This is a genomic window from Streptomyces sp. NBC_01750 (assembly GCF_035918095.1).
In the GTDB taxonomy this organism is placed as follows: domain Bacteria; phylum Actinomycetota; class Actinomycetes; order Streptomycetales; family Streptomycetaceae; genus Streptomyces.
The window spans coordinates 8,103,787-8,125,502 of sequence record NZ_CP109137.1; the positions used below are offsets into that span (position 1 = coordinate 8,103,787).

At 69.3% G+C, this 21,716-nt stretch carries 19 protein-coding genes; 6 read left to right on the top strand and 13 right to left on the bottom strand.

Annotated features, from left to right (window positions below; translation table 11 throughout):
• Positions 1 to 57 precede the first annotated feature (57 nt).
• The 8 genes from OG966_RS36720 to OG966_RS36755 all read right to left on the bottom strand — a co-directional run bounded on the left by OG966_RS36720 (position 58) and on the right by OG966_RS36755 (position 8,429).
• The gene (locus OG966_RS36720) at positions 58 to 1,278 is read right to left on the bottom strand and encodes a cysteine desulfurase-like protein (protein ID WP_326654405.1); all 1,221 of its coding nucleotides are present in this window, start codon (positions 1,276 to 1,278) and stop codon (positions 58 to 60) included.
• A gap of 199 nt (positions 1,279 to 1,477) precedes the next feature.
• Positions 1,478 to 1,984 (bottom strand): hypothetical protein, encoded by a 507-nt coding sequence (locus OG966_RS36725; protein WP_326654406.1) that lies wholly within the window; start codon positions 1,982 to 1,984, stop codon positions 1,478 to 1,480.
• 144 nt (positions 1,985 to 2,128) lie between these two features.
• Positions 2,129 to 3,862, bottom strand: coding sequence for an L-arabinonate dehydratase (gene araD / locus OG966_RS36730; RefSeq protein WP_326654407.1), 1,734 nt, complete (start codon positions 3,860 to 3,862; stop codon positions 2,129 to 2,131).
• A complete protein-coding gene (locus OG966_RS36735; protein ID WP_326654408.1) occupies positions 3,850 to 4,761 on the bottom strand; it encodes a dihydrodipicolinate synthase family protein in 912 nt (303 codons plus the stop codon). Before OG966_RS36735 ends, araD begins: the two co-directional genes overlap by 13 nt.
• Positions 4,758 to 5,402 (bottom strand): GntR family transcriptional regulator, encoded by a 645-nt coding sequence (locus OG966_RS36740; protein ID WP_326654409.1) that lies wholly within the window; start codon positions 5,400 to 5,402, stop codon positions 4,758 to 4,760. The genes OG966_RS36735 and OG966_RS36740 overlap by 4 nt, the downstream gene beginning before the upstream one ends.
• A 168-nt stretch (positions 5,403 to 5,570) precedes the next feature.
• A complete protein-coding gene (gene gdhA, locus OG966_RS36745) occupies positions 5,571 to 6,926 on the bottom strand; it encodes an NADP-specific glutamate dehydrogenase (RefSeq protein ID WP_389176802.1) in 1,356 nt (451 codons plus the stop codon).
• 243 nt (positions 6,927 to 7,169) lie between these two features.
• Positions 7,170 to 7,295, bottom strand: coding sequence for a hypothetical protein (locus OG966_RS36750; protein WP_326654410.1), 126 nt, complete (start codon positions 7,293 to 7,295; stop codon positions 7,170 to 7,172).
• 27 nt (positions 7,296 to 7,322) lie between these two features.
• Positions 7,323 to 8,429 carry a serine hydrolase domain-containing protein gene (locus OG966_RS36755; RefSeq protein WP_326654411.1) on the bottom strand — a complete coding sequence of 369 codons (1,107 nt, stop codon included), beginning with the start codon at positions 8,427 to 8,429 and terminating at the stop codon, positions 7,323 to 7,325.
• A 246-nt stretch (positions 8,430 to 8,675) separates the two neighbouring features.
• Between OG966_RS36755 and OG966_RS36760 the strand changes: the two genes are divergently transcribed.
• Positions 8,676 to 10,244, top strand: a complete 1,569-nt coding sequence (locus OG966_RS36760; protein WP_326654412.1) for a cellulose binding domain-containing protein — start codon at positions 8,676 to 8,678, stop codon at positions 10,242 to 10,244.
• A 95-nt stretch (positions 10,245 to 10,339) separates the two neighbouring features.
• On the opposite strand, the gene OG966_RS36765 is transcribed toward OG966_RS36760, so the two are convergent.
• Positions 10,340 to 11,626 carry an AI-2E family transporter gene (locus OG966_RS36765; protein ID WP_326654413.1) on the bottom strand — a complete coding sequence of 429 codons (1,287 nt, stop codon included), beginning with the start codon at positions 11,624 to 11,626 and terminating at the stop codon, positions 10,340 to 10,342.
• Positions 11,627 to 11,836: 210 nt separating this feature from the next.
• Between OG966_RS36765 and OG966_RS36770 the strand changes: the two genes are divergently transcribed.
• Positions 11,837 to 12,373 carry a hypothetical protein gene (locus OG966_RS36770; RefSeq protein WP_326654414.1) on the top strand — a complete coding sequence of 179 codons (537 nt, stop codon included), beginning with the start codon at positions 11,837 to 11,839 and terminating at the stop codon, positions 12,371 to 12,373.
• A gap of 29 nt (positions 12,374 to 12,402) precedes the next feature.
• On the opposite strand, the gene OG966_RS36775 is transcribed toward OG966_RS36770, so the two are convergent.
• The 3 genes from OG966_RS36775 to OG966_RS36785 form a co-directional block, all read right to left on the bottom strand.
• Positions 12,403 to 13,455, bottom strand: a complete 1,053-nt coding sequence (locus OG966_RS36775) for a chitinase (protein ID WP_326654416.1) — start codon at positions 13,453 to 13,455, stop codon at positions 12,403 to 12,405.
• A gap of 201 nt (positions 13,456 to 13,656) precedes the next feature.
• On the bottom strand, positions 13,657 to 15,021 hold the full coding sequence (locus OG966_RS36780) for a pyridoxal phosphate-dependent decarboxylase family protein (protein WP_326654419.1): 1,365 nt from the start codon (positions 15,019 to 15,021) through the stop codon (positions 13,657 to 13,659).
• A 21-nt stretch (positions 15,022 to 15,042) separates the two neighbouring features.
• The gene (locus OG966_RS36785) at positions 15,043 to 16,422 is read right to left on the bottom strand and encodes a glutamine synthetase family protein (protein ID WP_326654420.1); all 1,380 of its coding nucleotides are present in this window, start codon (positions 16,420 to 16,422) and stop codon (positions 15,043 to 15,045) included.
• Positions 16,423 to 16,620: 198 nt separating this feature from the next.
• Here OG966_RS36785 and OG966_RS36790 point away from each other — a divergent pair, with 198 nt between their 5' ends.
• The 4 genes from OG966_RS36790 (at position 16,621) to OG966_RS36805 (ending at position 20,906) form a co-directional block, all read left to right on the top strand.
• A complete protein-coding gene (locus tag OG966_RS36790) occupies positions 16,621 to 17,427 on the top strand; it encodes an acetoacetate decarboxylase family protein (protein ID WP_326654421.1) in 807 nt (268 codons plus the stop codon).
• A 180-nt stretch (positions 17,428 to 17,607) separates the two neighbouring features.
• Positions 17,608 to 19,080: an aldehyde dehydrogenase gene (locus OG966_RS36795; RefSeq protein WP_326654422.1), complete on the top strand. Its 1,473-nt coding sequence runs from the start codon at positions 17,608 to 17,610 to the stop codon at positions 19,078 to 19,080.
• Entirely contained in the window at positions 19,073 to 20,038 is a 966-nt protein-coding gene (locus tag OG966_RS36800; protein ID WP_326654423.1) for a 3,4-dihydroxyphenylacetate 2,3-dioxygenase, read from the top strand. The genes OG966_RS36795 and OG966_RS36800 overlap by 8 nt, the downstream gene beginning before the upstream one ends.
• A gap of 19 nt (positions 20,039 to 20,057) precedes the next feature.
• The gene (locus OG966_RS36805) at positions 20,058 to 20,906 is read left to right on the top strand and encodes a fumarylacetoacetate hydrolase family protein (RefSeq protein ID WP_326655521.1); all 849 of its coding nucleotides are present in this window, start codon (positions 20,058 to 20,060) and stop codon (positions 20,904 to 20,906) included.
• Positions 20,907 to 20,967: 61 nt separating this feature from the next.
• On the opposite strand, the gene OG966_RS36810 is transcribed toward OG966_RS36805, so the two are convergent.
• On the bottom strand, positions 20,968 to 21,687 hold the full coding sequence (locus OG966_RS36810; protein WP_326654424.1) for a gamma-glutamyl-gamma-aminobutyrate hydrolase family protein: 720 nt from the start codon (positions 21,685 to 21,687) through the stop codon (positions 20,968 to 20,970).
• Positions 21,688 to 21,716 lie beyond the last annotated feature (29 nt).

Here is a 21,716-nt window from a genome sequence, read left to right on the forward strand (position 1 = left end):
CCGACGATCGGTGGGCCTCGGCCGGTCACGACCGGGACGGGCCCGGGCGGCCGTGGGTCAGCGAGCTTCGGATGCCGGGTACAGGTAGTCCGAGAGGCCCTGCAGGAGCCGCTCCACGTCCTCGGCGTTGTTGTACGGGGCGAGGCCGACACGTAGTCCTCCCGCGTCACCCAGGCCGAGCCGGCGCGATGCCTCCAGGGCGTAGAAGGAGCCTGACGGCGCGTAGATTCCCCGGTCGGCCAGGTATCGGTAGGCCTCGAGTGTGCTGCGGCCGCGGATGGTCAGCAGCAGTGTCGGGGTGCGCTCGGCCGCTCGTGAGTGCACGGTGATCGCCTCGAAGCGGCTCAGCCCCTCCTCGATACGCAGCCGCAGGGTGTCCTCGTAGTCTTCGAGCGCCGTGAATGCGGAGGCCAGCCGCTCCCGGCGGGTGCCGTCGCGGTGCGGGCTCAGGCCGGCCAGGAAGTCGACGGCGGCGTGGGTGCCCGCGAGGAGTTCGTACGGCAGGGTGCCGAGCTCGAAGCGCTCGGGCACGGAATTCGGCGAGGGCAGCAGTTTGTCCGGCTCCAGAGTCTCGAGAAGTCCGGGCCGACCGGCGATGACGCCGAGATGCGGTCCGAGGAACTTGTAGGGGGAGCAGGTGAAGAAGTCCGCACCGAGCCGTCCGATGTCGACACGGGCATGGGCGGTGTAGTGCACGCCGTCGACGTAGAGGAGTGCTCCGGTCTCATGGGCCAGCCGGGCGATCTCCGGGACGGCGGGGCGGGTGCCGAGGAGGTTGGATGCGGCGGTCACGGCGACCAGGCGGGTGCGCTCGGAGAGCACGGCGCGTATGTCGTCGGCGGTCAGTTCGCCGGTGGCCGGGTCGAAATCGGCCCATCGCACGATGGCTCCGGCAGTTGCCGCCGCCTGTATCCAGGGGCGGATGTTGGAGTCGTGGTCGAGGCGGGTGACGACGACTTCGTCGCCGGGCGACCAGGTCTTGGCGAGGGTCCGGGAGAAGTCGTACGTCAGCTGCGTGGCGCTGCGGCCGAAGACGATGCCGGACGGACTTGCGCCCAGCAGGTCTGCCAGTGCCTGCCGGGCGCCGGTGACGATGGCCTCGGCGTTGCGCTCGCCGAGCGTGCTCTGGCCGCGGTTGGACAGCGGGTTCGCCAGCGCGTCGGCGATGGCGTCGATGACGGGTTGCGGAGTCTGTGAGCCACCCGGGCTGTCGAAGTGGGCCGAGCCGGCCTTCAAGGCGGGAAACTGGGCGCGGACGGCTTCGATGTCGTAGCTCATGCGGAACTCCTCGGGCCGGTCGGCACCACCTCGCGGTGCGGTCTCGTAGGCCCCATTGTGGCTCTCGCGCCACCTCGGACACAGGGTGTCCGGTCTCGGCCTCTCCCGTGATGACCTCACTGCTGAGCGATGTGGTGCGGGGCCGCCGGCTCGGCGGCCCCGCAGGTAGAGCTCCGGTATGCCGCCGCTTGCCGCGGGGCTACCACCAATCGGTGCAGTACACCGGCGAGCCGGGCAGTTCCATGGAGCCGCAGGCGCGGAACTGCCAATCCGGGGAGGGATCAGTCCTCTTCGCGGCGCTGGTGGCAGTCAACCCGTCGTGGCGCACCTCGAACGGGCCGCACTGGAGCCACGGTTGAATCGGTGACTGTGGCGCCCTCCAGTCCGTCCAGACCTTGGCGTGCTTCCTCACCGGGTTGTTGACAGGATCACCGCTGCCGATCCTGGCCCAGCCGCGCCGGACCCCGCCGATCGTGCCCACCTCCACGGTGACCTGGTAGGCGGTGGGACTGTTCGTGTCGCTGAGGGGTTGTCTCGCCCTGACCTCCCCGGACAGGCTGTCCGGGATGCCGACGAAGCCATTGGCCCCGCCCTCGCAGTCCGAGGGCGACGCATGGGCCGCGCCGACGGGCCCGAAGAGGGTCGTCCCGGCCGCCAGCACGGCGCCGGCCGCCGAGGCCGACACGGTGGCACGCATCTTGTTCATGACTGTTTCCCTTCCCCGCGATGAAGATGCCGGTTCCCGATGGGCCCCGGCCCCTGTGCTCGGGACGATGGAGCCCGTGGCGCGCGGTCCGTCCCTGACAGATGTCAGGGGACCCACGAGGGCGTCGAGGCGCGGGGGAGGAGCTCAGCCCGCGTAGGGATCGGGGTTCCTGCCGCGCCGGGCGAGAAAGGCGAAGTCGCAGCCGGTTTCGGCCTGGTTGATCTGCTCGGTGTACAGGGCGCCGTAGCCCCGGTCGTACCGCTGTGGCGGCGGTGTCCATTCAGCCCTGCGCCGCTCGAGCTCCTCGTCCGGGATCTCGAGCCTGAGGGTGCGCGCCGCGACGTCCAGGGTGATGAGGTCCCCGCTGCGGACCAGCGCCAGCGGGCCGCCGATGTGCGATTCGGGGGCGATGTGCAGTACACAGGTGCCGTAGCTGGTGCCGCTCATCCGGGCGTCGGAGATCCGCACCATGTCCCGTACACCCTGCTTGAGCAGGTGGTCGGGGAGCGGCAGCATGCCGTACTCGGGCATGCCGGGGCCACCCTTGGGACCCGCGCCCTGGAGCACCAGTACATGGTCGGTGGTGATGCCGAGCTCCGGATCGTTGATGGTTCGCTGCATCGTCCTGTAGTCGGGGAAGACCACGGCGGGTCCGGTGTGCTTGAGGAGGCGGGGTTCGGCGGCGATGTGCTTGATGACGGCGCCGTCGGGACAGAGGTTGCCGCGCAGCACTGCCAGGCCACCCTCCTCGGCGAGAGGATTCTCGCGCGGGCGGATGACATCGGGGTTGTGGACGAGGACGCCTTCGAGCTGTTCGCGCAGAGTGTCGTGCGCGACGGTGGGCCGGTCCAGATGCAGTACGTCCGTCAACCGGGTCAGGAACGCCGGGAGTCCTCCGGCAAAGTGGAAGTCCTCCATCAGATAGCGGCCGCCGGGACGGAGGTTGGCCAGCACCGGCACCGTACGGGCGATGCGGTCGAAATCGTCGAGCGTGAGCCGCACGCCCGAGCGTCCGGCCATCGCGATCAGATGGATCACGGCGTTGGTCGAGCCGCCGAGGGCCAGGACAGTGGCGACGGCGTCCTCGTACGCATCCCGGGTGAGAATCTGCGAGAGCTTCCGGTCCCGATGCACCAGGTCGACGATCCGCCGTCCGGACGCGGCGGCCATCCGCTCGTGCCCGGAGTCGACGGCCGGAATGGACGACGCGCCGGGGACGGTGACGCCCAGCGCCTCGGCCGCCGCCGTCAGTGTGGAGGCGGTGCCCATGGTCATACAGGTGCCGGGGGAGCGGGCCAGGCCGTTCTCCAGCTCTGCCATCTCCGCGTCGCCGATCAGCCCGGCACGCTTGTCGTCCCAGTACTTCCACATGTCCGTGCCGGAGCCGAGTACTTCATTGCGCCAGTGGCCCGGCAGCATCGGCCCGGCCGGTACGAACACGGTGGGCAGGTCGGCGCTGGCGGCGCCCATCAGCAGCGCAGGCGTGGACTTGTCGCAGCCGCCCATCAGTACCGCGCCGTCCACCGGATAGGAGCGCAGCAGTTCCTCGGTCTCCATCGCCAGCATGTTGCGGTAGAGCATCGGGGTCGGCTTCTGGAATGTCTCGGAGAGTGTGGAGACCGGGAATTCGAGAGGGAAGCCGCCGGCCTGCCAGACACCGCGCTTGACTGCCTGCGCCCGGTCACGCAGATGGACATGGCAGGGGTTGATGTCGGACCAGGTGTTGAGGATCGCGATGACGGGCTTGCCCAGGTGCTCCTCGGGCAGATAGCCGAGCTGGCGGGTGCGGGCGCGATGGCTGAACGAGCGCAGCCCGTCCGTTCCGTACCACTGGTGACTGCGTAGTTCCCCGGGGCGCTCGACGGTCATACGGCCCATCCGGCCACGAGTCCGGCGACCGCCGCACGATGCGCTTCCGGTAGCGCGCGGCTCGGCGGACGGACGTCGCGCCGGCACAGACCGAGCGAGGCGAGGGCCTCCTTCACCACCGTCACGTTGTCGGCGGACTGATGAGCGGCGCGCAGTTCCTCGAAGGGCCGGATCCGCTCCCAGATCCCCATCGCGGCCGGGTAGTCGCCCGCACGCAGCGCGGCCAGCAGGTTCAGCGAGACGGCCGGGGCGACATTGACCAGACCGGAGGTGAAGCCGGTGGCGCCGCCCGCGAAGTAGGACGGCGCGTACAGCTCGGCGAGTCCCGCGACCCAGACGAAGCGGTCCAGGCCGGCGTCCCGGGCGAAGGCGGCGAACCTTGTGGCATCGGGAACGGCGTACTTCACGCCGATGACATTGGGGCACAAGTCCCCGAGTTCGGCGAGGTGGTCACCACCGAGCTGCGGATTGCGGATGTACGGGACGACACCGAGCTCCGGGACGGCCTCGGCGATCACACGGTGGTAGTCCGTCCAGCCGTTCTGCGAGAGGTACGGGTGCACAGGCTGATGCACCATCACCATTCCTGCGCCCGCGGAACGGGCATGCTCGGCGGCCGCGACGGCGGTCGGCAGGTCCAGGCCGACACCCACCAGAACCGCGGCCCGGTCGCCCACCTCATCGATCGTCAACTCCGCGACCGCGCGCCGCTCTTCGGGGCTCAGCGCGTAGTACTCCCCGGTATTGCCGTTCGGAGTGACGGTATGTACGCCGCTGTCGAGCAGCCGTCCGAGCAGGGCGCGGTGAGCGTCGGTGTCGAGGGTGTCGTCCGCGGTGAAGGGCGTGACAGGGATCGCTACGACATCGGCGAGCGCGGCGCGCAAGGACGTGAGATCAGGGGTGGTCATGCTTCTGCTCCTTCGGGAAACGCCCGCTGTACGAAACCGGCGATGTGTTCGCGCAGGGCGCGGGCCGCTCCATCGGCATCCCCGGCCAGCGCGAGCCGCAGAATCTCCCGGTGCTCGAGAGCCTCCCGCTCCCAGGACGGCTCGGCGGCCCAGGCCACGGTCGAGACAAGGGCCGCCTGATCCCGTACCTCGTCGAGCATCCGCGCGAGCAGCGGATTTCCGCACGGCAGATACAGGGCACGGTGGAACTCCCGGTTGGCCAGCGAGCGTTCGGCCCGGTCGGCGGAGTCGTCGGCCTTGAGCAGCGCGTGCTCGGCGGCCTCCAGATCCGCCGAGCCCTCGACGGACCGCCGCAGCGCCTCCGGCTCCAGCAGCAGCCGCACGTCGTACACCTCGCGCGCCATGTCCGCGTCGACCATGCGGACGGTGGCGCCCTTGTACTGGCTCATGACGACCAGGCCGGTGCCGGCCAGAGTCTTGAGCGCTTCCCGTACCGGCGTCTTCGACACCCCGAACTGTGCGGCGAGTTCAGTCTCGACGAGGGCTTGGCCGGGGCTGAGGCCGCCGGTGAGGATGGCGTGTTTGATCGCTTCCAGCACGTACTGGGTCCGGGAGGGGATCGGGCTCGGGGCGAAAGCCATGGACACTCCCAGATCTCGCGTATCGCGTCTCATATATGACGTATGAAATCAACGCGATGAAGCTAGAACCGCGCCCCTGCTTCGTCAATGGTTCGCGCAGCGGCAGTCATTGGTTCGCTGCGTGGGCCCGGGGTCGGCCGGGCCCACCGTCCACAGCTGCCGCTCCCGTCAGATGAGTCCCTGGGCCAGCATCGCGTCCGCGACGCGCTCGAAGCCTGCGATATTCGCTCCGGTCACATAGTCGCCCGGTGCTCCGTAGCGCTCGGCGGTCTCGTAGGTGACGCGATGGATATCGCGCATGATCTCGGCGAGTTCGTCCTCCACGCGCCCGGGTGTCCAGGAGTCGCGGGCGGCGTTCTGGCGCATCTCCAGGGCGCTGACGGCGACACCGCCGGCATTGGCGGCCTTGCCCGGGCCGAAGGCCACACCTGCGTCCTGCAGAATGCGCACCGCATCCGGAGTGGTGGGCATGTTGGCGCCCTCGGAGACGGCCTTGACCCCGTTGCGGACCAGGGCGCGAGCGCCGTCGGCGTCGAGCTCGTTCTGGGTGGCCGAAGGGAAGGCGACGTCGCAGGGCACGTCCCACACCCGGCCGCCGGGAACGTAGCGGGCGGAGGTGCCACGGCGCTTCGCGTACTCGCTGACGCGCGCGCGTTCGACCTCCTTGATCTGCTTGAGCAGCTCGAGGTCGATGCCCTTCTCGTCCACCACATAGCCCTCGGAGTCGGAGCAGGTCATGGGATGGGCGCCGCTGCGCGTCAGCTTTTCGATGGTGTGGACGGCGACGTTGCCCGAGCCGGAGACCACCGCTCCCTGGCCCGCGAGCTCTTCTCCCCGCCGGCTCAGCATCTCGGCCGCGAAGAGCACGCTGCCGTAGCCGGTCGCCTGGGTGCGCATCGCCGAGCCGCCCCACCCCTGGCCCTTGCCGGTGAGTACGCCCGCCTCCCAGCGGTTGGTGATACGCCGGTACTGGCCGAAGAGATAGCCGATTTCGCGGCCGCCGACGCCGATGTCGCCGGCCGGGACGTCGGTGTGGTCGCCGATGTGCCGGTGAAGCTCTGTCATGAAGGACTGGCAGAAGCGCATGACTTCGGCGTCCGAACGACCTCGTGGGTCGAAGTCGCTGCCGCCCTTGCCGCCGCCGATACCCAGTCCGGTGAGGGCGTTCTTGAAGATCTGCTCGAAGCCGAGGAACTTCACGACGCCCAGGTTCACCGATGGGTGGAAGCGCAGGCCGCCCTTGTAGGGGCCGAGTGCGCTGTTGAACTCCACCCTGAATCCTCGGTTGACGTGCACTGCGCCGCGGTCGTCCTGCCAGGGCACCCGGAAGATGATCTGCCGTTCTGGTTCGCAGAGGCGCTCGATGAGCCCCGGCTGCGCGTACTCGGGACGGGCGGCGAGTACGGGAGCCAGGGTCTCCAGCACTTCCGTTGAAGCCTGATGGAATTCGGGCTGGGCTGGGTTGCGGCGCTCGAGGTCGGCGCGCAGGGAAGCGAGTCTGGCCTTCGAGGAAGACAGGGTCACAGCAGGTCCCTTCCTGCCCGGCCGGGCGGATGGCGGCCCGGCCGTGGCGGTGACGGTCCAGGTGTCGTTGCCAGCCAGCAGTACGGCCTGGTCGTGCGTACCGTTCATTGCGGTGTCGGTTTCGAGTCGGGGCCACGGCACTGAAAAGGGCTCCCACTGGCGTGGATGAGGTGCCGTACCTGGACGGACTGCACCTCGCCGGAAATCTTCCTCCGGTCCGGACCGTAACGGGCAAGAACACGCCTATCTGGTGGGGGCTTGATGCTCGTCGGTGTCGCGGCCGCCCTGTTCGGGCAGCAGTCGCATCAGCAGTGAATGGAGCAGATCCCGCTCCTGCGGCGAGAGCGGTGCGAAGGGCTCCGCGAGCACGCGGTCCACTCACCAGCCACGAGCCTGTCAGTCTTCGGTCGTGGCCTCGTTCACGATCCCGATCAGCTCCATGGCGGCGGAGAAGTCCGCGGTCAGCCGGTTCTTGGTCAGCGCGAACGCGATACCGGTTGCCGTGTCCCCGTAGGCGAAGCTCCCGCCGGCGCCGCCCATCGCGAACGCGCTCGTCGCCCCCTCCCTGCTGGGGAGACCGATCGAGTAGCCCAGCCCCCACGAGCTCTCGTTGCCGAAGACCCGGTCGGTGCCCTCGGCCGTAACGGCCGTGACCTCACGGAGCCGCTCCGGCGAGATCAGCGGGACACCGGGAACGTCGCCCAGCAGTCCGGCGTACAGACGCGCCATGGCACGGGCCGAGGTCTTGCCGCCGGCCGGGATGTCGGCGGCAAGGACGTCGGTGCGATTGCCGAGTTCGGCCGTCGGGAACAGGGGGAGCGGCCCCGCCTTGAACATCGGCAGATCCTCCGGCAGGCCGGCCGGCATCTCCGCCGCGCCCGCCTCGTCCTCCAGCCGGGCAAGCCGGCTGTGTTCGGAGAGGGGCATGCCGAAGTAGAGCTCGTCGGCCACGCCCAGCGGCCCGCTCACGACCTCCTGGAGTACCTGCGAGATGGGCTTGCCGGTCACCCGGCGCACGATCTCGCCGACGATGTAGCCGAAGGTGTAGGCGTGATATCCGACCGCCGTGCCCGGTTCCCACCACAGCTCGGCATCGGCGATCGCCGCGCACATCGACTCCCAGTCGCACAGATCTTCCACCGAGGTGCCCATCTGCACGCCCGGCACTCCGGCCGAGTGCGTCAGAACGTGCCGTACGGTCACCGCGCCCTTGCCGTGCGCGGCGAACTCCGGCCACAGCTCCGCCACCGGAGTGTCGTAGCCGAAGGCGCCGCGCTCCGCGAGCACATGCGCCACGGCCGATGTCGCGGCCTTCCCGATGGAGAAGTTGTAGAACACGGTCCCCGGCGTCACGGGCCGTCCGGTCTCCGGATCGGCGACGCCGGCGACGGCGTCGACCAACAGCTCGCCGTGCCGGTGTACGGCGACTTGCACACCGCGTTCCGCACCGGAGTCGACCATCCGGTCGATCGCTTCCTGGACCCGCTTCTGCGTGTCGGTCATCACCGCTCCTCATGTCGCTTCCCGCTCAGAGGTATGGACGTGACGACAAACGAAAACTCATCGGTCGCGGCGCCGCATGTCGCGGCTCGCTCCGGACGGCCGCAGAGCACGGCCCGTGCGAGCGCCGGCTTGACGAGATGCCCTGCGCTCGGTACGTACATGCCAGACGCTTTGGTATAGACCAAGCAGGCGTGCTCAATCCGGAGGCTCGAATCCGCGCTTGTTCCCACTCGGTGGAGGCAGCACATGCGAAGATCTTTGACGCTGGTCGTCACGCTCATCGGGGCCCTGGTCCTGTTTCTGGCCCCACCCGCCGCCGCGGCCACGCCGACGGCGGCGTTCTCGAAAACATCGACCTGGGACGGCGGTTACCAGGGCGCGTACACCATCACCAACGGCGGCAGCTCCCCACTGACCGGCTGGACCGTCGAGTTCGACCTGCCTTCGGATACCTCGGTCGGCTCGTACTGGGACGCGCTGCTCACCCGGAGCGGCAGCCACTACACCTTCACGAACCGTGAGTACAACGGGTCGTTGGCACCGGGCGCGACCGCGACGTTCGGCTGGGTGTCCGGCGGGAGCGGCACACCGGCGAACTGCAAGCTCAACAGCGCACCTTGCCAAGGCAGTTCAGGCGACGGCGACACGACGGCGCCGACCGTGCCGTCCGGCGTGAGGGTCGGCTCGGCGACCGGTTCGACCCTGACCGTGAGCTGGACGGCGTCGACCGACAACTCGGGCGCGGTCGCGGGCTACGAGGTCTCCCGCGACGGCGGCACGCCGGTCACCGTGACCGGCACCTCGTACACCGCCACCGGACTGCAGGCGAGCACCGGTTACGCGTTCCGCGTCCGGGCCAAGGACGCTGCCGGTAACACCTCGGCCTACAGCGCCGCGGTCAGCGGTACGACAGGCACGGGCGGCGGTACACCCCCGGCCGGCGGGGTGCGCACCGCGCCGTACGTCGACATGGGGGCCTGGCCGACCCCGAGCATGCCCGCAATGGCGTCGGCGAGCGGGCTCAAGAGCTTCACGATGGCCTTCGTCACCGCATCGGCCTGCAAGGCCATGTGGTTCAACGCCTATGACCCGCGGGCCGGCTGGGCCAGGGACCAGATCGACGCCATCCGCACGGGCGGCGGCGACGTCAACATCTCCTTCGGCGGCGCAAGCGGTATCGAACTGGCTCAGGCATGTTCGTCGGTCGACGCGCTGTACGCCGAGTACAACGCGGTCGTCACCGCGTACGACCTGACGTACGCCGACTTCGACATCGAGGGGGCGGCCACCGCCGACCCGGCCTCGGTCAGCCGCCGTTCGCAGGCCATGGCGCGTCTCCAACAGGCCCACCCGGGGCTGCGGATCTCCCTCACGCTGCCCGTTCTCCCGGAGGGGCTGACCGCCGACGGGCTGGCTGTGGTCAAATCGGCGCGGGACGCGGGTGTGAATCTCGACGTCGTGAACGTCATGGCGATGGACTACTACCGGAATGTCGACTACGGCGACGCCGCGGTGCAGGCCGCACAGAGCACGTACACCCAGCTCCAGTCGCTGTACCCGGCCAAGAGCGACGCTCAGACATGGGCGATGGTCGGTGTGACGCCGATGCTCGGCCAGAACGACGACGGGCACATCTTCGACCAGGCCGACGCACGCCGGCTGGTCACGTTCGCGCAGGGCAGGCATCTCGGGGAACTGGCCTTCTGGGAGGCGACCCGCGACCGCAACGCCTGTACAGGTGCCCTGTACATGTGCACGAACATCCCGCAGTCCGCGTACGAGTTCTCGAAGATCTTCGCCGCCTACACCGGCTGACACAGGAGCACGCGAGGCGTCCCGGTCCCGACAAGGGCCGGGGCGTCGGCTCTTCCCCCGGCATCGGTCCCCACGGTGACGTTGGTTGCCGGGACTCACTTCGCGGGCGGCGAAGGTTCGCCACGGGCCTTACGGTCCCGTCCCCCGGCCGGGGCCGGGTTCTGCGGCGTCTCCGCTTCACGCGCCCGGCGCAGCGCCAGATAGACCGACCAGAGGACGGACACCAGCGGCACGGCCACCACCGCCCCCAGTACTCCGGCCGCGATAGCGCCGCCGATGACCGTGAGCGCGACCACCACCGGATGCAGCCGAACGGCCCAGCTCATCACGATCGGATGCAGCAGATGGCCTTCGATCTGCCCGATGATCACGATGAGGGCGACGACCATGGCCGCGATGAGCGGGCCTTTGGCCGCCAGAGCCACCACGGCGGCGACCGCGAGGGCGATGGGTGAGCCGATCAGCGGAACAAAGGCGGCGAAGAACTCCAGCAGAGCCAGCGGGAGCGCGAGCGGCACGCCGAGAGCGAAGAGGGCCACGCCGACCAGGATCGCGTTGGTCCCGGCCACCAGCACGATGCCGTGGGTGTAGCCGGTGAACGTCTCCCAGGCCGCGCTGCCCGCGATCGACACCCGTTCCCCCGCCGCCGGCGGAAGCTGGTCGCAGAACCAGCGCCATTGCCGGTCGCCGGAGTGGATGAAGAAGACCGAGGAGAACAGGGCCAGGGCGAACACGGTCAGGACTTCGACCAGCCGGCCGGCGCCGCTGAGTGCCGTACTGAAGAGGGTGGCCCGGTGGCTTGACAGGAACCTCCCGATCCGGGACTGGATGTCGGTGAGTGCCCCGGAGTTGAGCTCGAACGGCGGCCCCTCGAGCCAGTGCTCGATTCTGACGAAGCCTGCCCGGAACTCCCGCACCAGACCGGCCTGCTCTCCCGCCACCGCCTCGCCGACCAGCGTCAGGACCCCGAGGACGACGATGATGCTGCCGAGCAGGGACACGGCGACGGCGAGCGGTCGTGGCACAACGCGCGCCAGGAGGTCGGCCAGTGGCCGGAGCATTGCGGTGATGACCATGCCGAGGAAGACAGCCACGGCGATCTCGTGGAACCGCCCCAGCACCGAGAAGACGGCGTACACGAGGCCGCCCACCACGAGGATCCGCCAGGAGTACGCGGCAGCCGTCTGAAGGGCGGGGAGCACCCGGGGCTCGCCGCCGGGCCGGGAGCGGGGTGGCGGGCGCCGGCCGCCCGCTTTTCCGGCCGGCGAAGGGGTGATGCCGCGCAGTGCCTGACGCGACGCCGTACGGATCCGGTGCCGGCGCCCGGCGGGCGGCCCGCCGGGGTCCGGACTGCTGGACTGTGGATCCGTTGGTGTGGACATCCACAAGCTCGTACCACCCTGGGCCCTTCGTGCCACGCCCCCGCGCGATATTCGCCCGAAGGTACGCGGGCCGTGTGGCGTGGGCTGCCTGCGCCGGAGCGTCATCACGGCGGGGGGCCGTCCGCGGCAGGCTGAGCCGCAGAGGGAACGGAACCGGCTCTGTGCGCATCTGGACAGCGGGGAACAGTATGCGAATCGGGGAGGGTCTTGATGACGACTGGCCGAGGTGTGCGGCGCGCGGGGGCCGCGACAGTGGTGGCCTTACTCTGCTGTGGGCTGTTGGTGGCGTGTGGACACGAGCGGCCGGGGGCGGGCGAAGTGGTGGCCGGTGGTGGCTCTCAGGGGCAGTCGGGGACGGCGGAGGGGAGCACGGACGAGACGACCGACGAGTCCGGAGCGGAGCATCCCGACCTGACGACCGAGGGCGACGGCGATCCGGTTGTGACGTCAGAGGAGGAGATGGCGGGCTGGTACGACGCGAAGGCCGACTTCCGCGGCTACCTCTCCTCGAACGCCGTCAAGTCCGACGACGTCCTGCCTCCCATGGTCGGCAAGGTCATCATCCGCAAGGTGGGGGACCGCAATGAGGCGCGGATCTGGATGCGGGAAGGCTTCCGATCGGATGAGGAGCACATGCGGCGGGTGGCGGACGCCTTTGCCACGTGGCGTCAGGACGTCTACGACGACACAGGCCGGGTGAGCGTCCTCGCCGGTGCCAAGATGGGCGGCACCGAAAAGGACTGGTAGCGGTCACCTGCCGCGCGGTGCTGTCGGTTTCAGCGGCCCTGGAGGGCCTTGACGTTGTTCCCGAACGTCCAGCCCTTCGACCCGTCCCAGTTGATGGACCAGGTCATCAGTCCCTTCAAGCCGTTGTTGTACTTGTTCCAGGCCTGCGACACCAGGTTCGGCGACATGTAGCCGCCCCCGGCGCCCGGTTGCGCCGGCAGTCCTGGAACCTGCTTGTCATAGGGAACCCTGATCGTGGTGCCCTGGACGACCAGCCCCTTGTTGAGGCAGTCCGTCTGCGCGGTGAACCCTTGGACGGTGCCCGCGGAGTAGGAGTCGCCGGAGCACCCGTACATGCTGCCGTTGTAGTACTGCATGTTCAGCCACCAGAGCCGGCCGTTGTCCGCGTACTTCTTCACTATGGGCAGGTACGCGCCCCAGATCGAGCCGTACGCCACGCTGCCTCCCGTGACGTAGGCCGTCTCGGGCGCCATCGTCAGGCCGAAGTTCGAGGGCATCCGGGCAAGTACGCCGTCGATGATGCGAACGAGGTTGGCCTGCGAGGCCGACAGCTGGTTGATGTTGCCGCTGCCGATGAGGCCCGTCTCGATGTCGATGTCGATGCCGTCGAAGTTGTACGCCTTGAGGATCGGCACCACCGTTGCGACGAACCGGTCGGCGACGGTGCTGGAGCTGAGGTCGATACCGGCCGTCGCACCGCCGATGGACATCAGGATCGTGAGACCGGCAGCCTTGGCCTGGCACATCTCGGCCGGGGTGGCGACCTCCACCGTCGCGTCCATCCCGTCCTCCCACAGGACGGTGCCGTCCGAACGAATAACCGGGAAGGCCGCATTGACCACGTTGTAGCCGTGATCGCGGATGCGGGTGTCAGTGATCGGAGTCCAACCGAAGGGCGGGTGAACGCCGTTCGCCGCGCCGTCCCAGTTCTCCCAGTACCCCTGGAGCACCTTGCCCGAGGGCTTCGACCTGACCGCGCAGGTGGCGGCTCGCGGTGAACTCGGCGCCGCGGCGACCAGCACCTGCACGACACAAGCCATCGCCAGGCCGACACCCAGAAGACGTAACCTCCGACCGATCATGCCGTGCTCCCTTCTCGCTGTTTCTGGCTATCACCGCATCGAAGGCGTCCATGACGGCCTGGCGCTGGGTGAGTTGGTGAACCGCGTTGGGTGGGGCGGGCGATCGGGGCAGGCCTGGAGACTCGCGTGAGGTGATGCACCACACGATAAAAAGGTCCAGACCTATCGTTAATAGGTCTGGACCAACCTCCGGGCCGCCTGCTAGGACGGTCGCGCGAGCTGCTCGAGCCGGGTGTGCAGCTGCTGCACATGGTCCTCGGACTCCGGCTTCATCAGCACACTGCGCAGGATGCGCGCTCCCTCCGCGTCGGTGGTCACCTTGGGGTGGCGTGCCGCGAAGGCATGGGCATCCGCCCGCAGCGTGCTGAGGAACACCGGGTCCCGCTCGGTCATGCCCTGCTGCAGCACGCGTTCCGAGGCCGTGTCGATGGCGGACAGGGCGGCCGGGTCGGTCGCGGGGAAGTAGCACACGATGTCGAGCTCGGGGGACTGGTACAGCTCCAGGGCGTCCGAGGCCTCGATCAGTTCCGACCAGCGCAGGGCGGCTCGGCGGCCGGCGGCGAGGACGTTGCCCAGGCCGTCGGTTGTGGGCGGCAGCAGTTGGAAGGTGAGCCACAGGGCCGCGGCCGAGGCGCCGGCGCGGGAGCACTCCAGGCTGATCTCGCCGAGATGCAGTTCCGTGGAGGTGAAGTACGTGTAGGGCGAGTCGTGCAGATAGAAGCGGCCCACCTCGGGGTCGGCGAAGATGACCGCGCCGCAGCCGTACGGCTGGAGCCCATGCTTGTGCGGGTCGACCACCACCGAGTCGCACCGGGCGATGGCGCGCCACGGGGCATCGGGCAGACCGGCCGCTCCCTCGGCGCCGGCGAGCAGCGTGAAGAAGCCTCCGTAGGCGGCATCGACATGGAGGCGTATGCCGTACTTCTCCCGCAGGAGGAGTGCCTGATGGACGGGGTCGATCGCGCCGAGGCCGGTGGTGCCGGCGGTGAGCACGACCGTGCCGACCCGGCCCGTGCGCAGCAGCTCTTCGAGGGCGTCCATATCCATGCGGCCCCGGTCGTCCGTGGGCACGGCGTGCCCCTCGACACCCAGCACACCGCACATCCGGCCGTGCGTGTAGTGGGCCTCCGCGCTGTAGGCGACACCCTGGTCGGGGTGGAGTTCACGGGCGACGAAGAGTGCCTCCAGGTTGGCGACGGTGCCGCTGGTGGTGAGATGGCCGAGATGGGTGCCGAAGCCGAACATGGTGGCCAGCTGCTGGACCACCTCGCGTTCCATCGCTGCCGTGGCTGGACCGCCGTCCAGCGCATGGTTGTTGGGATTGATCAGCATGGCGGTGACATAGCCGACCACGGCGGCCGGGTGCGGTGGCTTGAGCATCTGCCCGGCGTAACGCGGGTGGAAGAAGGGATAGTTGTTCTTCAGTCGTTCGGTGAACTCCTCGAACACCTCGGTGAATCGGTCGTCATCGACGGCGAGTGACGGGTGTGTTGTGTACGAGCCGAAGCCTGCCGACCACTCCTGGTTGGATCGTGCCGCTTCGCGGAGCCAGTGTTGCAGGTCCATGGATTCCCCTTCGTGAGGTGGTCAGAGCATGCGTGCGTACTCGCGGAACTCCCAGTCGGTGACCGCGCGTTCGAAGCGGGAGTGTTCCTGGCGTTTGAGGGCGGTGAAGACCTCGACGAAGCGGGGGCCGAGCGCTTCGCCGAGGAGTTTGTCCTCCTCGAGGGCGCTGAGAGCGCTGCCGAACGAGGAGGGCAGTGGCGCTCCCTCGGTGCCCGGGTTCTCCGTGAGGGGCGGGGGCGGGGCCAGGTCGCGATCGATGCCGTCAAGTCCCGCTGCGAGCAGGGCCGCGATGACGAGGTAGGAGTTTGCGGCGCCGTCGGCGACGCGGACCTCGATCCGGGTGCCGGGCCCGCGCTCGGGCGGGATCCGGACGTAGGCGGTCCTGTTGTCATAGCCCCAGTTGGCGGTGGTGGGTGCGAGCGAGTCGGGCGAGGCGAGCCGCTTGTAGGCGTTGACGGTGGGGTTGAGCAGGGCGGTGAGCGCCGGTGCGTGTTCCAGAACGCCGGCGAGGAAAGACTGTCCGAGGCTGCTGAGACCGCCCTCGCCCGACGGATCGGCGAACAGATTCCCGCCGTCGTCGTTCACGAGCGACATATGGACGTGGTGCCCGCTGCCCGCCTTGTCGGCGAAGGGCTTGCCCATGAAGGTGGCCCGCAGACCGCGGGCCGCGGCGATCTCCTTGACGGCGTACTTGAAGAGGAAAGCCCGGTCCGCGGCCTCCAGCGCCGGTCCGTGCGTGTGGTTGATCTCGAACTGGCCGCCGCTGAACTCCTGGTTGCCGGTCTGTACGCGCAGCCCGAGCGCATGGCATTCGCGGATCAGCAGCGGGAGCAGGCCATCGGGGTCGTGCGCCGCTCCGACCGCGTATCCGGCGCTGTCGTGTTCGGAGTACTGCCGCCAGCCGTGCGGTGCCCCTGAGTCCGGGGTCAGCAGATAGAACTCCAGCTCGGGCGCGGCGACGGCATGGAGGCCGCGGCGGGCGAGTCGGTCGACCTGGTTGCGCAGCAGCCCCCGCGGGTCCAGATGCAGCGGGGCGTGGTTCTTCGACGAGTCCGTGACGTCGGCGAGCAGGAACGCGGTTGCGGGCGCGTAGCCGGGGATCGCGAGTGTGGCCGGGTCGATCCGGGCGTGTGCGTCGGGCCAGCCGCTTCCCGAGCTTTCGGACAGGTCCAGCGGGTTTCCGCCGAGGTCGGTGACCATGACGGCCTGGCAGAAGGACAGGCCGGGTCCGGCGAACCGCGACAACTCGCTGACGTGTACCTCTTTGCCCCGGGCGACTCCGTGCAGATCGCTCCACAGCACCCGGACGAGGTCGATGCCTTGGGCGGAGAGCTCGTCCGCGAGGGCGGTGAGTTCCTGTGGTGTGGCGCCCGGATGCGCGGGGGAGGGTTGGGTGGACACGGTATGCCCCTTCCGGTCGTCCGGCGGCGCTCCATTTGGGCTCAAACGTATTCGGTGGGTCCCTGGCTGGCAAGCCTCCCGCGTGGGCCGGGCCGGACGGAAGTGAATCGGGTGGCGGGCGGGGTTGACGGAGGGTGCGGGAGGATTATTATTTGGATCCAAACGAACTGCGTCTGTCCACCCCACCGAGGAGACATCGTGTCGCTGACGCGCGGTTACTTCCACCCCAAGACGGCGACGGGCATCTCATCACTCATCCCCTCGCCCCCGTGGCACTACTCCGGGGACCTCCTCACCGTCGAGTACCGCACCGATCCCGCCCGGGTGCGCGAACTGCTCCCCGAACCGCTGGAGCTCACCGACGAGGACCCCGGTGCGGTCGCCCTCATCTGGGCCGACTGGCAGTCCTGCTCCGGCTCCCGCGAGGAACTGCTCGACCCGGTGCGCTCCCAGTACAAGGAGGCGTTCGCCGTGGTCCGCTGCTCCTACCGGGGGAGAACGTACTCGCGCTGCGTCTACATCTGGGTCGACAAGGACTTCGCTGTCGCCCGCGGGCTGCACCAGGGCTACCCCAAGAAGCTCGGCTCGATCCATCAGACCCGGCCGCATCCGTACGGGGCCGCCCCGCGAATCGAGTGCGGCGCCCGCTTCGGGGCGACCCTCGCGGCCGCCGACCGGCGCCTCGCGCAGGCCGTGGTGACGTTGCGGGAGGAGTCGGGGACGAACGGGTTCGTCAACGGCCACCCCATGGCCCACCACCGCTGGCTCCCCTCCATCGAGAAGGGCAAGGGGCTCGCGCTCGACGAGCTCATCGAGACCGGCGCCGCGTCCTTCGAGGCCGGGCAGGCCTGGCGCGGCGAGGCCGAGCTCGAGCTGTTCGAGGCGCCGACGGAGGAGCTGGCGCGGCTGGATGTACGGGAGCCGATCGCGGCGTACTACCGGCAGGTGGGAGTGGTCTGGGACGGAGGCCGTTTGCTGGAGTCCGGCACGTCCGGGGCCGTGTAGCGCCCGCGGCCGGCCCTTGTCGCCCTGTCCGCTGTGCTGTTGTGCGGCTCGATCACGGGGCTCCATCGCGTGGGTTCCGACCCGAATCCGCGCCCCACCTCTTCCAGCCCTCGTCCGGAGGACCTCACGGGGCTGTTCAGCGGCGCCCGCAACCGTCATCGCAATCTGGAGCACCTGGACATGACCGTACACATCACCGCCGTCGCCGGCGTCACCGTCGACACCCGGCACTGGATCGGTGGCGAGCGCGTGGCCTCCGCCGGGACCTTCACCGACGTCTCGCCCATCGACGGCGGCACGCTCGGCGAGATCGCCCGCGGGACGGCGACGGAGGCCGAGGCGGCCGTCGCCGCCGCGAAGGCCGCCTTCCCCGCCTGGGCGGGCACCCCGAGAGCAGAACGCGCCCGCATTCTGCACGCCATCGCCGACGGCGTCGAGAAACGCATCGAGGACCTGGCGATCGTCGAAACACATGACAACGGCGCCCTGCTGCGTTCCCACCGCCGCGGCGTCATACCGCGCGTCGCGCACAACTTCCGCTTCTTCGCGGACCGGCTGCTCCAGCTCGGCCACGAGGACTTCGACACTCGCGGTCATACCAACCACGTCTCCTGGGACCCGGCCGGCCCCTGTGTCCTGATCACGCCGTGGAACGCTCCGCTGATGCTCGCGACCTGGAAGATCGCCCCTGCTCTCGCCGCCGGGAACACGGTGATCCTCAAGCCCGCCGAGTGGTCCCCGCTCACCGCATCCCTGCTGGCGGACGTCGCCGCCGAGGCGGGACTCCCGGCCGGCGTCCTCAACGTCGTCCAGGGTTACGGCTGCGAGGCCGGCAGCGCTCTTGTCTCGCACCCGGACGTGCGGCGCGTCAGCTTCACCGGCTCGGTGCCCACCGCTCGTACGATTGCCGCCGCGACCGCCGCCAACCTGACACCCGTCAGCTTCGAACTGGGCGGCAAGTCCCCCCTGCTGGTCTTCGCGGACGCAGAGCTCGACCTCGCGGTCGACCTGGCCGTGGAACAGTACGACAACGCCGGACAGGTGTGCCTGGCCGCCACCCGCATCCTTGTCGAGGACTCGATCGCCGACGAGTTCACCCGGCGCTTCGTGGCCAAAGCGGAACAGCTGCGGCAGGGCGACCCACGAGCCGAGGCCACCGGCATCGGCCCCAACATCCACTCCCGCCAGCTCGAGAAGATCGACGGCTTTGTGCGGCGGGCGCTGGCGGCCGGGGCCCGCGCCGTCATCGGCGGCGGCCCCAACACCGAGCTGGGCGGCCTCTTCTACCGGCCGACGCTGCTGGCCGACGTGGCGCAGGACAGCGAGATCGTCCAGGAGGAGGTCTTCGGCCCCGTACTGACGCTGCAGACCTTCGGCACCGAGGACGAAGGTGTCGCTCTCGCCAACGACACCCGTTTCGGCCTTGCCGCCACCGTCGTCACCGGCGACCGTGAGCGCGCCGGGCGCGTCGGCGCACAGCTCGTCGCGGGCACCGTCTGGGTCAACTGCTTCTTCGTGCGAGACCTTCAGGCACCGTTCGGTGGCTCCCGCCACTCCGGTATCGGCCGTGAAGGCGGCACCTGGAGCTTCGACTTCTACTGCGACATCAAGAACACCGTGACGGCACCGAGGGGATGGCAGGACCATGGGTGAGATCGTCGGTGCGGGACTGCTTTCGCACGTCCCCACCATCGTGCTCCCGCAGGAGGACCGGTTCGAGCTGAACAACGGCAAGGAGATCACCCTTGTCACCGGCCTTCAGGAGCTGCGCCGGGACGTCTTCGGGGCCGTCGGCTACGACACCGTCGTCGTCCTGGACTCGCACTGGGCGACCACCGTCGAGTTCGTCATCACCGCCCAGGACCGCCGCGCCGGCCTGTTCACCTCCGAAGAGCTGCCGCGAGGGATGCGCCGTATGCCCTACGACTTTCCCGGCGACCCCGAACTCGCCCACAACGTCGTTCGGTTCGCCGGGAAACACGGCACCTGGATCACCGCCGCCGACGACACCTGGCTGCCGATCCACTACGCCACCGTCAACCTGTGGAAGTACCTGGGGGAAGGGCTGCCGGACAAGCGCTGGGTCACCATAGGCGTCTGCCAGACCGGCGACATGGAGGACCACCTGCGGCTCGGCCGCGCCCTCGCCGACGGCATCGCAGCGACCCCCGGCCGCAAGGTGCTGCTGATCGCCTCCGGTGCCCTCTCGCACACGTTCTGGCCGCTGCGCGAGCTGCGCGAACACGAGCCCAGCGACCCTTCCCACATCTTCAGCGCCGAGGCCCGGGAGGCCGACCGCAAGCGCATCGCCTGGTTCAAGGAGGGCCGCCACGCCAAGGTCCTTGAGACCATGCCGGAATTCTGGAAGCACAAGCCCGAGGCGAAGTTCTTCCACTATCTGATGATGGCGGGCGCGCTCGGTGAGGGTGAGTGCATCGCCGGGGCGCGGCAGTACGGGGAGTACGAGAACGCCATCGGCACCGGCCAGGCACACCTCTGGTTCGACCGCCCGGCCGAGGGCTGGACCGGGACCGGCACACCTAACGCCGCACACCGACTGCGCCACGACCCGCACCACCACCGCGACCCGCATGCCGACCAGGAGAGCTGACATGCCTGAGACGACCGAGATCTCCGAGTACCGCCGCATCCTCCTCGACGGCGCCGTTGTCGAGACCGTCCGTGACGGCGATGAGCTGGTCGCCGGCGACGGCCGCCGGGTCAAGGCCGACGAGGCACGGCATCTCCCCCCGGTCGTCCCGTCCAAGATCGTCGCGGTCCATCTCAACCACCGCAGCAGGGTCGACGAGTTCCGGATCGGGCTCCCGGACACACCGACGTACTTCCACAAGCCGACGTCGTCGCTCAACGCACACCAGGGCGCCATCGTCCGCCCCGCGGGATGCAAATGGCTCAACTACGAGGGCGAGGTCGCCATCGTCATCGGCAGGACCTGCCGCAACGTAGCGCCCGACCGGGCGGGGGAGTACATCGCGGGCTACACCATCGCCAACGATTTCGGCCTGCACGACTTCCGCGACACCGACGCCGGCTCCATGCTGCGCGTCAAGGGCTCCGACACGCTCTGTCCGCTCGGCCCCGGCCTTGTCACCGACTGGGACTTCCACGGCAAGCGGCTGCGTACATACGTCAACGGCGAAGTCGTCCAGGACGGTTCGACCGACGAGATGAACTGGGACATGCACTATCTCGTTGCCGACATCGCCCGCACCATCACCCTGTTCCCCGGCGACGTTCTGCTGTCCGGCACGCCGGCCAACTCGCGGCCGGTCAAGCCCGGCGATGTCGTGGAGGTGGAGGTCGACGGCCTCGGCCGGCTGACCAACCACATCGTCAGCGGCCCGGCCGCGATCCGCGCGGACGTGGGCGCGCAGCCCACCGAGTCGGAGGAGGTGCTCTCAACGGCGCTCGGCGGCGACTGGGAGTTCCGCGGCGTCAGGCCGCCCGGGCGGGACTGAGACCCCGAGCCAAGGAGTGGGCCCGGATCATCAGGGATCCGGCCCCACACCTCTCAGCCCATCACAGAACGCCGGAAGCCCGCACGAGCGCGTCGAAGAGCCGTTGCTGGGCGGGATCCTCGTGCGCGGTGTCCTCGGGATGCCACTGCACGGCCGCGAACCAGCCCTGCGCTCCGGTGAGTTCCACAGCCTCGGGTGTGCCGTCGGCGGCCGTGGCGGTGATGCGCAGCCCGTCACCGAGTCGGTCGACGCACTGGTGGTGACAGCAGGAGGCCTCGGTCTTCTCGGCGCCGGTGATCCGGGCGATCCGCGAACCGGGCCGTATTGCTACGGGGTGCACCGTATCGCGGTGCTCGCGACCGCCCATGTCCTGGTGCAGAGTGCCGCCCAGAACGGTGTTGACGACCTGGAGCCCGCGGCAGACAGCGAGCAGCGGCAGACCACTGCGCAGCGCCTGGCGGGCGGCTTCGAGGTCGAAGCCGTCCTGCTCGTCGTCGACGTCGTACACACTGTCGTGGCGGCCCCGGTCTCCGTAGCGATGGGGGGCGAGGTCGCCTCCGCCGGGAAGCAGGAGGCCGTCGAACCGGGCCAGTCGGGCCGCGACCCCGGCCGGATCGGCGATGCCTCCGGGGGCGTACGGATGGATGGTCACGGGCTCACCGCCCGCCCGCCACACCGCCTCCACGAGGGCACGGGCGTTGACCTCGGCGGCGTACCGCAGCGCGGAGGTGGAGTCGGCGAAGCGGGCGGGGAGCGCGATCAGGGGTCTTGGGGCTGTCACAGCTGGATCCAGGTCGATGTGAGCTCGGT